Raw genomic sequence first — 15,114 nt, 5'->3', positions numbered from 1 at the left:
CGACCGGGACTTCCGCTACTTCATAAACTTATACCCGATGCCCCACACGGTCTTGATGTGCTGGGGCTCTTTGGGGTTCTTCTCGATCTTCCTCCTTAGATTCGTGATATGCACATCGATCGCCCGCTCGTTGACGAAAGAATCGATTCCCCGCACCGAATTGAGAAGTTCCTCGCGGCTGAACACCCGTCCGGGATTCTGCGTGAACAGCTTCATCATCTCGTACTCGGAGAAGGTCGTGTCGATGATTCTGCCCTCAAGGACGATCGTACGCCTCTCCGTATTCAGGGAGATCCGATTCGGAGACTGGGAAGGCACGATCGGATCCGCTTCCGGGATGGAGGCCGACACCCGCCGCAGAACCGCTTGAATTCTTACTTTCAGCTCTTGCACGCTGTAAGGCTTCGTCAAGTAGTCGTCCGCTCCCAAGCTTATGGCCTGGATTCGATCGGCGACCGTATTCTTCATGGAAGTGACGACGATCGGCACGGATGTCTTCTCGCGGAATTCCGTACAGACGGACGGGCCGTCCGCATCCGGAAGCATCAAATCCAGAATGATAAGATCGGGATCGAATACGCCAAGGGCTTGGAACCCTTGCTGCGCCGATTCCACCCGGATGACATTGAAATTTTCTTCGGCCAGGTACAACGTCAGCATCTCGCCGAGAATTGGATCGTCTTCTATGACCAGAATCTTTGTCAAAGCAAATCTCCACCTGTGTCTGAAATGTTAGCTACGCTAATACTTTCCTTATATTTGTCAATGGATCGAAAAACGATGTCCAATTGACGCCCTAGCTCGTCCAGCAGCTTCGGGCCGTTCGTATCGCTGAGCTTGAGCGATTCTTCCAGCAGGGTAGCGGCTTCGTAAACGCCGAATGCGGACAGATGGCTGGCCGCTCCCCGGAAGGTATGGAGGATCCTGATGACTTCCGGGCGCTCTCCGCCCTCGAGCGAGCGATGGAGGAAGGGAATCAAATCGCGATAACGTTCTTGGAACCGGGTAAGCATCGAGAGATAGAACGATAGCCGGCCATCCACCCGTTCCAAAGCCTCGATCGCATTCAATCCCTCCAGCTGCAATTCCGGCTCAAGGGCGACGCTTCGTCCTCTGTCCGGGCTTGACGGCGACTCTGTCGGCACGACGCCGATCCAACGCTCTAGCAGCTGCTTCAGATGCTTCAGCTCGATGGGCTTCGTCATCACTTCGTTCGCTCCCGCCTCTAGGCAGCTCATATGCTGTTCCAACGACGTATCCGCGGTTTGGATAACGATAGGAAGGTTGCGGAACCGCTCCATGGATCGTATCGTACGGACCGCTTCGACGCCGTCTATGCCAGGCATGTGCAAGTCCATCAGGACCAGATCGAGCCGAGAGCCGATCTCCATCAGCAGCTCGTAAGCCTGATTCGCGTTCTCCGCCTCGTAAACGACGCATTGGAAGCTATTCAACATCTTCGATGCGATCATTCGGCTGATCTCATGATCTTCGATCAGCAGCACGCTGCCCTGAGATGGCGAGCTTCTTGCGTTCTCCGCCGGCCTATCGTCCGCCCGCGCTCGGTCCGGGAGGTCGCGGATAGTTTCCTTCGTTGCGCTAACGGAATCCACGCGCTCTATGACTTTGTTTGGCTGATCGGATGCAAGCGGCCGCGGCGTTGACAAGTCCTTCAGAATGACCGCCACGGTGTCTTCCTGTTCTTCCTGATCGCCGCATGGCGGAGAGAGAAGGACGAACGCCGCGGTCGCGGGAATGAAGGTGCCGTCCGGCCTTCGAAGTTCGATCTCGCTAGAGCCGATGCCCGCTTCTATTGCACTTGCCAGCTGTCGCTTGAATCGACTGCGGCTGGCATTCGACAGGCACGTGGCGAAGAAGTCGAGGCGGACAGGCATGGTGTCGAAGCCGAGCAATCGGCATGCGGATGAGTTCAAGGAACGGATTCGGCCATCCCGTCCGAATCGCAGCAGCGGAATGGGGGAATCGTGCAAGGCAGCCGTTCTTCTATCGAATTCAAGCTGTCTCGTTAGCAGTCGATCGCGAATCGGCTGCAAGCGCCGGTTGAGCGTTCGATAGGCAAACAGGAAAGCGATCGGTAGGATGGCGATCGGCGCCAACGGCGCTAACCAAACGTTCTTTGCGAGAAATCCATGCGCCGGATACCGGCTGATCCCTAGTTCCGCGATAAGAAGCAGGATAACGAGCATAAACAAAGGGAGGAACACAGCCCCCATTGTAATCCGAAGCGATCTCGACATGCAAATCCCCCTAGAAGTATGAGCGAAACTAACAAATGACAAATAACAATCAGGGAAAATAATTAACGCTTTGTCCTTATAATAACGAAAGAATCAAATTTGTGAAGGGCAAAAGGGGAACGTCGTTAGAAGGAAAGAAATGGGGAAGCATACATCTTCCGCATTCTCCAGGAGTTCGAGGCAAGGGAGTCATACCCATACATAATCGAAATCAAACGCTTGGCAACACCATTCAAGAGATGAAAAAGGAGCCAACAACACTATGAGAATGCTGAACAGTTATTTTACGACCGACGCGCCTAATTACGAGGCCCCGAATGTCCCCGTCAGTCTTCTGCACCCGCTCTTCATGTCCTTCGCCAAGAGTTACAGGCTGACGCCGCGAGAGACTCAAGTCATGAGAATTCTGGTCATCGAAGGAATGCGCAACGACGATATCGCCGCGCAAATGCACATCTCCCCGAAGACGCTGAAGAACCACCTGGCTTGCATGATGAAGAAGACGAATACGTATTCCTCCCGTTCGCTCCAGGCTCTGTTCTTCAACTTCGTACTAAGGTCGCTGCTGCCTACCGCATAGGAACACAAGAACATCCTTGCCAAATGCTTGCGGCAAGGATGTTCTTGTTTACTTCGCCTGCTCGTGGGCAGGCTGCGTAAGCGGCAATTGAACGGTAAAAGTGGTTCCGGCTCCGAGCTGGCTCGCAACCCGGATCGCGCCCCCGTGCATCTCGATGATTTTCTTTACGATGGACAGCCCCAATCCGCTTCCTCCCGCGGAGCGGTTGCGCGAACGATCCACCTTGAAGAATCGTTCGAACAGGTGGGGAAGATGCTGTTCGTCGATTCCGATCCCGGTGTCGGAGAAACGGACGATGGCCTGGTTGCCCTGCTGCTCGAGTCGGATCGACAGTTGGCCGGAGGGCGGAGTGAACTTGATGCTGTTGTGCAGCAGGTTGCTCCAAGCCTGGTTAAGCAGTTCTTCGTCCGCCGTGACGACAAGCTCATCCAGTTGAATGTCGAGCTCCAATTGCTTGGCGTCCCATAACGGCTCGCAGGAGAGAACGAGCTTGCGCAGTTGGCGATCCAGGCGATAACTGTGGGGCTGGTAGGGATGATGCAACGATTCGAGAGAAGTCAGCTTCAAGAGATTGTCGCTTAGACGGGAGAGGCGATCGCTCTCGGTCTCGATGATCTCCAGGTAATGCTTGCGCTGTTCGGGCGACAGGTCGTTTCCTTGGAGCGCTTGGGCGAACCCCTTGATGGCGGTAAGCGGGGATTGGATCTCGTGCGACACGTTGGAGATGAACTCCTGGCGCATCTGCTCCATCTGGCCGAGCTCGTTGGCCATTCGGTTCAGATTATCGATCAAGATGGCGAACTGGCCGGCATGGCGGGAGACGGTCTGGGTCTCGAGATTGATGTTGAAGTCGCCTTTGGCCATCCGCTGCATGGCGTCGATCATCATCGTGAAGACGTTAATCATCTTGCGCCGGTTAGGCTTCATGATTAGACCGACCACTTGGATGGTCAATCCGAACAGGAAGACCGAGATCAAGATGGCGACATACTCCCGGAACGTCGTGTGCGTACGCGCATACGTCCAATAATTATCCAGGATTCGCGTTAGAAAGTGGGCAGCCGTCCAGCACAGGGAGAAGAACGCGAAGATTCCAAGCGAGCCCAGCAGCACCTGATACCACTTCGGTTTGGGCTCGATCTCGAAATCCAGTTGCCGTTGATGTCTTTTCTTTACCCGCTGTTGCCGTTCTTCATAAATCAGCCGCGATTGGTTGATCCGTTCCTCGAGCCGGTCCAGCCTTCGCTGCAAATGAGCCTTGTGTCGCCCGAGTCGATGGCTCGCCGTACGGCTGCCGATCCTACGAGTATGCGAGATACGCCGTTGGAGCCGTCTCTTTTTGCGATCCAATCGCTCCTGCAGCCGCCGATAATGCTTCTCTAGATGGGCTTCATGGCGGCTTATTCCTGCATGAGCGGCCTCAGAGCGTGCGTTGCTCTCGCGGTGTTGCCCATGCTGAGTCAAGAGAGCACCTCCAGGCGGTAGCCGAGGCCACGGATCGTCGTGATGCGGAAGCCGCACTTGTCCTCGTTGAAGCGTTCGCGCAGACGGCGGATATGCACGTCTACCGTCCGTTCGTCGCCTTCGTAGTCGTATCCCCAGATCTGCTCGATCAGCTGCTCCCTGGAGAATGTCTTGCCGGGGTAGCTTCCCAGCTTGTACAGCAGCTCGAATTCTTTGAGCGGCAGGGTGAGAGCTGTGCCGCCTTCGGTCAGCTCATACGTCTTATGATTGAGCTGCACCCTGCCGAGCTGCAGCGTCTGCGAGACGGTGATATGATACCGCCGCAGCAGCGCCTTCACGCGGAAGACGAGCTCTACGGGCTCGAACGGCTTGACCAGGTAATCATCCGTTCCGAGCTGGAAGCCCTTGACCTTCTGGGAGGTCTCTCCCTTGGCCGTGAGCATCAAGAGAGGAAAATCATAATGGGCCTTTAATTCGGAGCAAAGCTCCCAGCCATCCATATTCGGCATCATAATATCGAGAATAGCCAGATCGACTTGTGTCGATTCCAGGATCGAGAGAGCCTCCACGCCGTCCGCCGCCTCCCGGATCTCAAGCCCTTCCCGCTCGAGAAACACGCGCACCAACTCCCGAATATGGGGATCATCGTCAACGACGAGCACTCTAGCCATTACGAACCCTCCTTTGAATCTATCCGGACTCCCTCCGAGTTTAACCGAAATTCGGACCGCTGAGAACCTTGCCGGTTAGCATGCTCCTATCATGAGCGAACATTGTGAACGGAATATGAATTGTTCTATGCTACAATAGAAAATAAAAAAAGGGGGGAGCGACTTGCCGACACCGAAAGCGCCCGTGCGGGGACGATTCGCTCCGACGCCCTCGGGCCGATTGCATCTCGGCAACGCCTCGACCGCCTTGCTTGCCTGGCTGCAGATTCGATCGGCCGGAGGCACGATGCTTCTCCGAATGGAGGATCTGGACCGCGCGCGCTGCAAACCGGCTTATTCGGCTTCCTTAATAGAGGACATGCATTGGCTCGGCCTGGATTGGGACGAGGGTCCGGACGTCGGCGGCGAATACGGCCCCTATGTCCAAAGCGAGAGAGGAGCGTTCTATCGGGAAGCGATTCTGCGATTACAGCGGGATGGCTGGCTGTATTCCTGCTATTGCAGTCGAGCCGAGCTTCTCCTGATGGCGAACGCGCCGCATGGTCTTGAGCAGGAAGGAAATCCGCGACGCTGCGGATGCCTCTATCTATCCCCGGAAGAGCAGGAAACAAGAGCCGAGGAGAAGACCCCCTCGCTGCACTTCGCGATGCCCGATCGCGAGATCTTCTTCGCGGACGGAGTCGCCGGAGCGAGGAGCTTTCCAAGCGCCGGCGATTTTGCCGTGCAGCGAGCGGACGGAATCATCGGGTACCAGCTCGCCGTCGTCGTGGATGACATCGCCATGGGCGTGACCGACGTCTTCCGCGGCTGGGATTTGCTCGATTCTACGCCGCGCCAGCTTGCCTTGTTCGACGCACTAGGAGCGGAACCGCCGCGCTATGCGCACGGTCCGTTATGGCTCGGAGAAGACGGCAAACGGCTGTCCAAGAGGCACGGCTCCGTGGCGTTGTCCGAGCTCCGCGAACAAGGGGTCGCCTCCGAGAGGATCGTCGGCCTGATCGCCTGGGCAACCGGGCTGATTCCCGAGCCGGAGCCATGTAAGCCGCAGGATCTGATCGGGCAATGGACGCCGGGACGAATCGCTCAAGAAGCGATCGTTCTGCCCGGGAATTGGATGGATCGTTTAAGATAAGCAGAGACGAGAGAAGGAGAGAGACGATACATGGAACAACCGAACGAAGCATGGGGCATGGAGAGATTGGACAGACAGATCGCTTTTATCATGGAGATCGATCGCCTGAAGACGGTGCTGCGGAGAACGTTGATAACCGGCGGCAGCCGCCGCGAGAATACGGCCGAGCATTCCTGGCATATCGCCCTGATGGCCATGGCGCTGCATGAACACGCCGTCGATCCGAAGCCGGATCTGAACCATACGATCAAGCTGCTGCTTGTCCACGATATCGTAGAGATCGATGCCGGAGACACCTTCGCCTACGATTCCCAAGGCTATGCGGATAAAGAAGAGCGCGAACAAGCCGCGGCGGACCGGATCTTCGGCCTTCTGCCGGAGGACCAAGCGGCGAGCCTGATGGCCCTGTGGCGCGAATTCGAGGACATGGAGACGCCGGAGGCCGTCTTCGCGGCGGCGATCGACCGGATCCAGCCGATGCTCCACAACTATTACTCGGAGGGCTTCAGTTGGAAGGAAAACGGGGTTCGGCTGGCACAAGCGCTGAAGAGAGTCGAGTTCGTCGAGCAAACCTCTCCCGTGCTGGCTTCCTTCATTAACGAGCTGCTGCATAGGGCCGCGGATAAGGGTTACTTGAAGGGTTGAACGGCTTAACGGAAAGCGCGGAGAGGACTTATTCTATAGAAGAAAGGTTCGATGGCGATGCCTTATTTAATTGGCGAGAAGGTCATGCTGCGCGAATATCGGTTCGAGGATCTCGTGCCGATTCGCAACTGGGTCAACGATCCGGGCATCGTGGAATCGCTGTCCGACATCTTCCTGATGCCGCAGACGGTAGAGGCCACGGAATCGTTCCTGAACATGATGATGGAGCGCAAGCCGGATCGCGCCGGCTTCGTCATCGCCCATGCCGACACCCAGCTATATATCGGACAGATCAACCTTGACTCCATCGATTGGAAGAACCGGGTCGGCCGTATCGGAGTTGTCATCGGGAACGCGGCGGAGCAGGGACAAGGCTACGGCAAGGAAGCAATGACGCTACTGATCGACTTCGCCTTCCAGGATCTCGGTCTCAATCGACTCGAGCTGGAGGTCTACGACTTCAACGAACGCGGCATTCGCTGCTACCGGTCCTGCGGCTTCCGGGAGGAAGGAAGATTCCGCGAACGGCAGTTCAAGAAGGGACGATACGTCGACGTTATCGCCATGGGATTGCTTCGGTCGGAATGGGATGCTGAGATTAGCGAATAGTGTTTCTATTGTGAAGTTTTCTTTTTTGAATCGCCATTCGTAGAGTGAATCTATCGGATGGCGATTTTATTATGTTCCATCCATGTCATGAATCTTTACAAACAATTTGAATGACCCTATAATAATAGATAAAATATGATCATATAAGATCACAAACAATCACATAAGAAGATCGTACTATCGATTGACACCCTGGTATGGCGAAGGAGAGAGCGCTCTTATGCTTCAGAGGAACGAATTGAGAGAGAAGATAAAAGATTACATGGGGACCATTCGTCTATCCGGATTCGAATCGAGGATGGCTTACAAGCTGCTGAATGACCTGGGAAGTTATGCCGATCGAGCGTCAATCGACCGGATGGGCAATGTTATCGCTACATTTAACGGTACTGACCCGGAAGCTCCGAGTTTGATGATATTCGCGCATATGGACGTAATCGGGTTCATCGTCAGCCGCATCGAGCCGGACGGTTTTCTTCGCTTCGAGAGGGTCGGGGGCATCTCTGAGAAAATCGTTCAAGGAATCGCGGTTATGGTCGGCAGCGAGAGCGGCACGTTCTATCCGGGCATGATCGGAGCCAAAGCCTATCACGGTCAATTGGCCGAGGAGAAGTCGAAGGTAGATCCATTCTCTTCCTTGTTCATCGATATTGGAGCTGGAAGCGAGCGACAGGTAAACGAGCTAGGTATCTACGTCGGCTGTCCAGTCACGTTCGCTCCGAATTACGTCGAACTTCTCGGCGATCGAATCGCGGGAGCCTATATAGACGATGCGGCAGGAATGGCCAATCTCGTCCAGATCGCTTCGATTCTGAACGAACGAAGGCCGCGCTGCTCCGTTCATTTGGTCGGAACGGTCATGGAGGAGTTCAACGCCCGCGGGGCGATGATGGCTGCTCGCACCGCGAATACGGACATGGCCATCTGCCTGCTCGGTCCGGGCGCGGGGGACACGCCCGATCAACGTGGGGTGAACAATGTTGTTCTTGGGGGCGGTCCTGCGGTTACCTTGATGAACTTCCATGGCAAAGGCACGTTGAACGGCAATATCGCCCATCAAGGAATGTATCAGCGACTGAGGAAGGTGGCGGAAGATCGTGGAATTCCGTTGCAACGCTCTGCGGCCCGCGGTGCTTTGTCCGATACGGCATACCTTCAACTTGAAGGGTTGGGAATCCCTTGTCTCGATATGGGAACGCCCGATCGGTACAGCCACTCCCCGATGGAGACCTGCGATCTCGGAGATCTCGAAAAGGTCGGTCTGCTGGTTGCGGCTTTTATCGATTCGATCGACCGGGATTTCAATCTAAACCGTTATTGAGAAAATAGAACATAGAAGAGGAGGTGGCAAGGTTGGTACGGGATGTCCTAATCGGAATTGACGGAGGAACCGGCAGTATTCGTGTCGGCCTCTATGATTTGAACGGCCATCCGCTCGGCTTTGCTTCAACTGATTACGAGACGAAGCATCTTCATACCGGCTGGGCGGAGCAAACTCCGGAAGACTGGTGGAATGCGCTGAAGACCAGCATGCGTAAGGCGCTGGTGGAGACGGGAATCTCGAAGGAGAGAATTCTAGGCATCAGCACTGCCACGACAAGCTGCAGCGTTGTTCTGTGCATGAGCGACGGAGCCCCGGTTCGGGATTGTCTCATTTGGATGGATGTCAGAGCTTCCCAAGAGGTAGCGGATATTGAACGGTTGACGGGATCGAAGCTGTCGGCGGAGTGGATGCCGGGCAAGCTGCTTTGGCTGAAGCGGCATGAACGCGAGAATTACGACAAAGCGGATATCTTCTGCGAATACCAGGATTGGCTGACCTATCGACTGACCGGACTCTGGTCGATCAACATCAACAATTCCTGCAATTGGGGATATAACGGCAGGGAAGGCGGCTTCGCGCGTACTTTGTATGAGAAACTCGGCATGGAGGAAGCGATTGCGAAGTTCCCATCTGAGCGGGTGTTCAAGGTCGGCGACGCGATCGGTACGATCGCTCGGGAAGCAGCGGACGAGCTTGGCTTAGGTTACCATACGCTGATCGCTCAAGGCGGGATCGATTCTTCGATCGGCGTCTTGGGGATGGGGGTGTACGAGCCGGGGCGAATCGCTCTGATAACGGGCTCATCGAACCTGGCGATGGCGCTGACGAAGGATTTAATGTTCGACGAGGGCGGGATCAACAGCGGTCCGGACAATTTGATCGAGGGGTACTATACCGCATATCGAGGGCAAGTCTCTTCCGGTTCGATCTTAACTTGGTTTAAGCGGGAATTCTGCAAGGATCTCGAGCAGTCGGGGGTGAGCGTCTTCGAGGCGCTGAACATGGAGGCAGAGGGACTGCCGATCGGATCCGAAGGACTCGTCGTGCTCGATTACTGGCAGGGCAATCGTCATCCTTATTTGGATTCCGGCGTACGCGGGATGTTCTACGGCTTGTCCCTCCATCATACCAGGGCGCACATGTACCGCGCGCTGATGGAAGGCATTGCCTACGGAACGGAGAATTTGCTTGCTCAGTTCCGGGAGAACGGCTTCGAGGTCGGCGAGATCAACATCGCCGGAGGGACGACCAACTCGGATCTGTATTTGCAGATTCACGCGGACGTGAGCAACGTTGTCGTTAACGTTCCATCCGAACCCCAAGCTCCCTGCCTAGGTGCGGCCATCTGCGTCGCAACGGCGGCCGGCGTCTATTTGGATTTGTCGGATGCGGTACAGTCGATGGTTCGTTTCGATAAGGTCATAAAGCCGATCCCGGAGAATCATGCCGCATACAAGCGAATATTCGGCCAATATCGCAAGCTCTATCCGGAGTTAAAGGATTGGATGAGAGAGACGACCGGCTTGTATTTGAATGGACAGGGCGCGTAACTCGGGTTGATTGGGGTAAACAGATCGAATCAAATGCAATTTACGGAGGGGATTCATTATGAGTATACCGACTCCTCATCTGACGGCCGCGGCCGGCGCGATCGCCGAGACCGTGCTGATGCCGTCCGATCCGCTGTCGGCGAGAAGAATTGCGGCGACTTACTTGGACCGCGCGATCGAATTCAATGAAGTTCGCAACATGCTGGGCTACACGGGATTCTATCGAGGAAGACCGGTGTCGGTTATGGGAAGCGGCATCGGAATGCCGTCCATGGGCATCTATTCTTATGAACTGTACAACTTCTATGGCGTCAAGCGAATTATTAAGCTCGGAGGGTCGACGCCGATTCAACCCGATTTGAAGAAGGAGGATTTGCTTATTGCCATGGGGGCTAGCACTGCATACTCGCATTATGCGGACAGCTTCGAGCTGCCCGGCTCCTATGCGCCGATCGCGGATTACCGCCTCGTGCGCCGGGCGGCAGACATCGCGCGACGCCGGGGGATTTCCAGCCGCGTCGGCACCGTTCTCACGACGGACGTGTGCTATCCCGACGATTCGAAGGCCTGGGGGCGCTGGGCGAAGATGGGGGTGTTAGCTTGGGAGATGGAAACAGCCGCTTTATACATGAACGCGGCAAGAGCTGGAGGCAGCGCTCTAAGCCTGCTTGTCGCCGAACAAAATCCTGACGCCTCTGAGACGTACAGCAAGGCAATCGAGATTGCATTGACGATAAACGAAGGGGGATTTTCTAGTGAAGCCGAGCTTAACGCCGACGATGCATAACGCCGCGAAGCCGGGGGACATTGCCAAGACGGTACTGATGCCCGGTGATCCCCTGCGTGCCAAATTCATTGCCGAGAAATTCCTGGTCGAACCCGTTCCGTTCAATACGGTTCGCAACATGTTCGGCTACACCGGTACCTACAAGGGTAAACCTGTGTCGGTTATGGGCCATGGCATGGGGATGCCTTCCGTCGGCATCTACACTTATGAGCTGTTTAACTTCTACGGCGTTGATCAAATCATACGCATTGGCTCTTCCGGAGCGATTCAGCCGGACGTGATGATGCGCGACATCGTTATCGGCATGGGCGCATGCACCGATTCCGCTTACGCGAAGAGCTTCGAGCTGCCGGGGACGTATTGTCCCACGGCTAGCTTTGAGCTGCTGACGAAGGCGGTCGACGCCGCAGAAGCGCAAGGAATTCCTGTCCGCGTCGGTAACATCATATCAGGAGATGTCTTCTATTGCGATAACGCCGAGAAGCATGATAAAGGCTGGGTGAAGATGGGGGTTCTCGCATCAGAGATGGAGGCAGCCGCACTCTACATGAACGCGGCGAGGGCCGGCAAACATGCTCTGTGCATGGTGACCATCTCGGACAAGCCGGGAGAGAGGCCGACGACTGCCGAAGAACGGGAGAAGACGTTCACCGGCATGATGGAAGTGGCGCTAGCCCTGATTTGACCGTTCCCGGGTGTTCGGGCCGGAAGCTTGAAGGCTCTCGGCTCGGACGTTTACGACTAGCTCAAGAGCGGGTAAAATGATTGTATCCAACTTATTTTTGCGATCGTTTGTTATGAGGGCGCTTTCTTCGATCGGGTGCAGGATTTGAGAAGCATCATGAGAAAATATAGCGATCGGCTTCATTGTTCCTAATCGGGAGGGAGCGGCAGGATGTTTCAAATCGAGCGGCAAGAGAAAATCTTGCAATACATTAACAAGAAAAAGAAAGCAAACGTCAACGAGCTAAGCGATATCTTCGAGGTGTCGAAGGTGACCATCAGACGCGACTTGGACGAGCTGTCGGAGAAAGGGCTTGTCGTGAAGACGCATGGAGGCGTCATGTCGATCTTGAACAAGTTCTCGTATGAGATCCCCTCCTCAAGCAAGCAGGAATCGAATCTCGAAGCGAAAAGACGTATAGGGGCAGAAGCGGCCAAGTTAATCGAGGATGGCGATATTGTTATTTTCGACGCCGGTTCTACTACGCTTGAGGTCGCTAAGAATATCAAGAACCAGGAGATAACCGTCCTTACCAACGACATTAAGATCTCGATGGAGATGGCTCACAAGCGAAGTATCAAGCTGATGGTGTCCGGAGGCATTCTGAATGAATCCGTCTATACCCTGGTAGGCGATCAAACCGTCGAATTCTTCGAGAAAGTGCACGTGAACAAAACCTTCCTTGGGTGCGATGCAATCGATCTGTCATTCGGCATCTCGAACCGGACAATGGAAGAGGTCGAGACGAAACGGGCGATGATCGAAGCCGCCGAGGAAGTCATCATGGTTACCGACAGCAGCAAACTCAACAAGAAGGTATTCTGCCACCTATGTGAGATCTCCGAGATCGACAAGCTGATAATCAACGAGATCGACGACGTGTACAAAAGAGAGCTTGAGAAGAAGGGCGTAGAGGTCATCATAGCCCCATAATCGTTGTTCGGATTCAAATGCAACTGATTCACTATTGCCTTGCCTGCCTTATGCAATCGTCGACGCGCTTTCGCGTCGCGCTTCCATTGGGCAGCTGCAAGGCTTTTTTGTGCTTGATCACAAAAGGAACAAAATGAATCAAAAAAGAAATTAAATAATCACATCTAATCTTGACGGTATATCTGACATGGGTCTATAATCGGGATAAATTAGTTAACTTAATGTTAACTAATCTAACGTATAAGATCACAAAAGAATATTCTGGCAATTCAAGATTTGCAAATCAACGAGTGGTGGAGGCAGACAACATGCAATGGATTGAAGAAACGTTCGGTACGCGCAAACCGATCATCGCCATGTGCCATTTCCGGGCCTTGCCGGGCGATCCGTACTATGAGAGCGAAGGAGGGATGAGAAGGGTCATCGATCTGGCTAGGCAAGATTTGATAGGCCTGCAGGACGGCGGAGTGGACGCCGTTATGTTCTCGAACGAGTTCAGTTTGCCATATCTAACGAAAGTTAGACCGGAAACGGTCGCATGCATGGCTCGGATTATCGGGGAGTTGATGGGGGATATCCGAGTGCCGTTTGGAGTGAATGTGCTGTGGGATCCGATCGCTTCGATCGATCTGGCGGTGGCCACCGGGGCGAAATTCATTCGTGAGATTATCACGGGAGTGTACGCCAGCGACTTTGGCCTGTGGAACACCAATGTAGGAGAGACGATCCGGCACAAGGCGGAGCTAGGCGCCAAGGATCTTAAGATGCTCTTCAACATAGTGCCGGAAGCCTCCAAGTACCTAGCCGACCGCGACATCGTCGATATCGCGAAGTCCACCGTGTTTAACAATCGTCCGGACGCCTTGTGCGTCTCTGGCTTGACGGCGGGCGCTGCCACGGACAACGCGATTCTCACGAAGGTGAAGGCCGCCGTTCCCGAGACCGTCGTCTTCTGCAACACGGGCTGCACCATCGAGACGATCGAACGGCAGTTATCGATCGCTGATGGAGCGGTTGTCGGAACGACGTTCAAGGTGGACGGCAAGTTCGACAACCTGGTCGATCCTCAGCGAGTCAAGGCATTCATGGATGTCGTGAAAGCCTACCGAGCGAAATCGTTCGTTTCCCAGCCATAATTCATCGGATATGAGTTCTGACCGTCAATGGCGGCCGGAGTTTCATATAGCTACACCTTGGATTGGAGTCAAATCACAAAAACAAGAAGAGGAAAGGGAATGAAGAGATGAAAAAAGTACTGGTACTGCTAGCTTCTCTGACATTGGTTCTGTCCGCTTGCTCTAACTCCGGCAACAACGGCAATAACGGGAGCTCGCCTACCGCGAGTATATCCTCCGGCGGTTCCAGCGCTGCAGCGAACGCATCGCCAAACGCAGCAGCATCGGGAGACAAGCTAAGGGTTGTCTTGCTCATTCCGGGCAACCTTGGCGACAAGTCGTTCCTAGATTCGGCGAACCGCGGGATCGAACTCGTGAAATCCGAGCTTGGAGCGGAAACGAAGGTTATCGAGATGGGAACCGATCTGACCAAGTATCAGCCGATCTACGAGGACATCGCGAATCAAGATTGGGATCTGATCATCTCCGGCAACTCGACCGCCTCGGAAGTGTTCCACGCTGTCGCCTCCGAGCATCCAGACAAGAAATTCATCGACTTCGACACGGACTTCGCAGAGGTTCCCGAGAATGTGTACGCGATGAATTATAAGGTCAATGACGCTTCTTTCTTGGCTGGTGCGGTCGCTGCTCTCGCGACGACTTCGGGTCTGCCGGGAACGAATCCAGACAAGAAGATCGGATTCCTTGGCGGCCTAGACGTACCGGGCATTAACGCCTTCCTCGTCGGCTATATTGAAGGGGCTAAATACATCGATCCAGAGATCAAGGTTGTCACTTCCTATGCGGGAGACTTCACGAATCCCGCCAAGGGCAAGGAGCTCTCGCTCGTTCAATACAATGCAGGCGCTGACGTTATCTTCGGCGCCGCCGGCGGCACCGGGCTTGGAATCTTCGATGCCGCGAAGGAACAGAAGAAATACGCGGTCGGAGTCGATTCCGACCAAGCGAAGCTGTTCTTAGACACGGACGCGGAGAAAGCGAATCTTATCATTACATCTTCCATGAAGAACATTGATCAATCCATCCTTCGAGCAGTGAAGAACTTCCAGGATGGCACGCTAAAGTTCGGCCAACGCGAGACGCTCGGTTTCGCCGAAGGAGGAACGGGCATCGCGGAGAATGAGATCTACGGCAAACTGATGAACGCGGACATGCAAGCTAAGATCAACGACATCAAGTCCAAGCTGCAGTCCGGAGAAATCAAGGTTGACGACGCGAATAGCATGGAGACGGCGGAAGTCGAGAAGATCCGTAATTCCGTCAAACCGTAAGGGGTGAATCCGCAGGAGGAGATTCTATAC

The 15,114-nt window shown here is 54.6% G+C and carries 15 protein-coding genes; 11 read left to right on the top strand and 4 right to left on the bottom strand.

Annotated elements, in window-relative coordinates; genetic code table 11:
* Nucleotides 1-15 precede the first annotated feature (15 nt).
* Both ELR57_RS11915 and ELR57_RS11910 read right to left on the bottom strand, forming a co-directional pair.
* On the bottom strand, nt 16-705 hold the full coding sequence (locus ELR57_RS11915) for a response regulator transcription factor (RefSeq protein WP_126959286.1): 690 nt from the start codon (nt 703-705) through the stop codon (nt 16-18).
* Nucleotides 702-2,258 carry a response regulator gene (locus tag ELR57_RS11910; RefSeq protein ID WP_126959285.1) on the bottom strand — a complete coding sequence of 519 codons (1,557 nt, stop codon included), beginning with the start codon at nt 2,256-2,258 and terminating at the stop codon, nt 702-704. The genes ELR57_RS11915 and ELR57_RS11910 overlap by 4 nt, the downstream gene beginning before the upstream one ends.
* Nucleotides 2,259-2,520: 262 nt before the next feature.
* Between ELR57_RS11910 and ELR57_RS11905 the strand changes: the two genes are divergently transcribed.
* On the top strand, nt 2,521-2,838 hold the full coding sequence (locus tag ELR57_RS11905; RefSeq protein ID WP_126959284.1) for a helix-turn-helix domain-containing protein: 318 nt from the start codon (nt 2,521-2,523) through the stop codon (nt 2,836-2,838).
* Between the two features lie 48 nt (nt 2,839-2,886).
* Here the strand turns inward: ELR57_RS11905 and ELR57_RS11900 are convergent, their stop codons facing one another.
* Together ELR57_RS11900 and ELR57_RS11895 are read right to left on the bottom strand one after the other, a co-directional pair.
* Entirely contained in the window at nt 2,887-4,302 is a 1,416-nt protein-coding gene (locus tag ELR57_RS11900) for a sensor histidine kinase (protein ID WP_238162492.1), read from the bottom strand.
* Nucleotides 4,299-4,973, bottom strand: coding sequence for a response regulator transcription factor (locus ELR57_RS11895; RefSeq protein WP_126959283.1), 675 nt, complete (start codon nt 4,971-4,973; stop codon nt 4,299-4,301). Before ELR57_RS11895 ends, ELR57_RS11900 begins: the two co-directional genes overlap by 4 nt.
* Nucleotides 4,974-5,136: 163 nt before the next feature.
* Here ELR57_RS11895 and gluQRS point away from each other — a divergent pair, with 163 nt between their 5' ends.
* The 10 genes from gluQRS to ELR57_RS11845 all read left to right on the top strand — a co-directional run bounded on the left by gluQRS (nt 5,137) and on the right by ELR57_RS11845 (nt 15,084).
* On the top strand, nt 5,137-6,105 hold the full coding sequence (gene gluQRS / locus ELR57_RS11890; RefSeq protein WP_126959282.1) for a tRNA glutamyl-Q(34) synthetase GluQRS: 969 nt from the start codon (nt 5,137-5,139) through the stop codon (nt 6,103-6,105).
* Nucleotides 6,106-6,135: 30 nt separating this feature from the next.
* Complete coding sequence (locus tag ELR57_RS11885) at nt 6,136-6,750, top strand: HD domain-containing protein (RefSeq protein WP_238162491.1); 615 nt, start codon at nt 6,136-6,138, stop codon at nt 6,748-6,750.
* 57 nt (nt 6,751-6,807) lie between these two features.
* Nucleotides 6,808-7,359, top strand: a complete 552-nt coding sequence (locus tag ELR57_RS11880) for a GNAT family N-acetyltransferase (RefSeq protein ID WP_126959395.1) — start codon at nt 6,808-6,810, stop codon at nt 7,357-7,359.
* Between the two features lie 220 nt (nt 7,360-7,579).
* Nucleotides 7,580-8,680: a M20/M25/M40 family metallo-hydrolase gene (locus ELR57_RS11875; protein ID WP_126959281.1), complete on the top strand. Its 1,101-nt coding sequence runs from the start codon at nt 7,580-7,582 to the stop codon at nt 8,678-8,680.
* Between the two features lie 32 nt (nt 8,681-8,712).
* Nucleotides 8,713-10,233: an FGGY-family carbohydrate kinase gene (locus tag ELR57_RS11870; protein WP_126959280.1), complete on the top strand. Its 1,521-nt coding sequence runs from the start codon at nt 8,713-8,715 to the stop codon at nt 10,231-10,233.
* Between the two features lie 58 nt (nt 10,234-10,291).
* A complete protein-coding gene (locus tag ELR57_RS11865; protein ID WP_126959279.1) occupies nt 10,292-11,020 on the top strand; it encodes a DeoD-type purine-nucleoside phosphorylase in 729 nt (242 codons plus the stop codon).
* A complete protein-coding gene (gene deoD, locus ELR57_RS11860) occupies nt 11,013-11,705 on the top strand; it encodes a purine-nucleoside phosphorylase (protein ID WP_126959394.1) in 693 nt (230 codons plus the stop codon). The genes ELR57_RS11865 and deoD overlap by 8 nt, the downstream gene beginning before the upstream one ends.
* A gap of 210 nt (nt 11,706-11,915) precedes the next feature.
* Nucleotides 11,916-12,677 (top strand): DeoR/GlpR family DNA-binding transcription regulator, encoded by a 762-nt coding sequence (locus tag ELR57_RS11855; RefSeq protein WP_126959278.1) that lies wholly within the window; start codon nt 11,916-11,918, stop codon nt 12,675-12,677.
* A 308-nt stretch (nt 12,678-12,985) separates the two neighbouring features.
* Nucleotides 12,986-13,813, top strand: coding sequence for a BtpA/SgcQ family protein (locus ELR57_RS11850; protein WP_126959277.1), 828 nt, complete (start codon nt 12,986-12,988; stop codon nt 13,811-13,813).
* A 107-nt stretch (nt 13,814-13,920) separates the two neighbouring features.
* Complete coding sequence (locus ELR57_RS11845) at nt 13,921-15,084, top strand: BMP family ABC transporter substrate-binding protein (protein WP_126959276.1); 1,164 nt, start codon at nt 13,921-13,923, stop codon at nt 15,082-15,084.
* Nucleotides 15,085-15,114 lie beyond the last annotated feature (30 nt).

The organism is Cohnella sp. AR92, assembly GCF_003990975.1.
GTDB lineage: Bacteria > Bacillota > Bacilli > Paenibacillales > Paenibacillaceae > Cohnella.
The sequence above is the reverse complement of the archived record's forward strand: the minus strand, read 5'-3'. Positions and strand labels throughout refer to the sequence as shown.

Bases quoted from the DNA above. Each gene is read 5' to 3' on its own strand.
- deoD (WP_126959394.1), top strand. From the start codon at position 11,013: ATGCATAACGCCGCGAAGCCGGGGGACATTGCCAAGACGGTACTGATG.
- ELR57_RS11880 (WP_126959395.1), top strand. From the start codon at position 6,808: ATGCCTTATTTAATTGGCGAGAAGGTCATGCTGCGCGAATATCGGTTC.
- ELR57_RS11905 (WP_126959284.1), top strand. From the start codon at position 2,521: ATGAGAATGCTGAACAGTTATTTTACGACCGACGCGCCTAATTACGAG.
- ELR57_RS11855 (WP_126959278.1), top strand. From the start codon at position 11,916: ATGTTTCAAATCGAGCGGCAAGAGAAAATCTTGCAATACATTAACAAG.
- ELR57_RS11865 (WP_126959279.1), top strand. From the start codon at position 10,292: ATGAGTATACCGACTCCTCATCTGACGGCCGCGGCCGGCGCGATCGCC.
- ELR57_RS11910 (WP_126959285.1), bottom strand. From the start codon at position 2,258: ATGTCGAGATCGCTTCGGATTACAATGGGGGCTGTGTTCCTCCCTTTG.
- ELR57_RS11895 (WP_126959283.1), bottom strand. From the start codon at position 4,973: ATGGCTAGAGTGCTCGTCGTTGACGATGATCCCCATATTCGGGAGTTG.
- ELR57_RS11885 (WP_238162491.1), top strand. From the start codon at position 6,136: ATGGAACAACCGAACGAAGCATGGGGCATGGAGAGATTGGACAGACAG.
- ELR57_RS11850 (WP_126959277.1), top strand. From the start codon at position 12,986: ATGCAATGGATTGAAGAAACGTTCGGTACGCGCAAACCGATCATCGCC.
- ELR57_RS11875 (WP_126959281.1), top strand. From the start codon at position 7,580: ATGCTTCAGAGGAACGAATTGAGAGAGAAGATAAAAGATTACATGGGG.
- ELR57_RS11845 (WP_126959276.1), top strand. From the start codon at position 13,921: ATGAAAAAAGTACTGGTACTGCTAGCTTCTCTGACATTGGTTCTGTCC.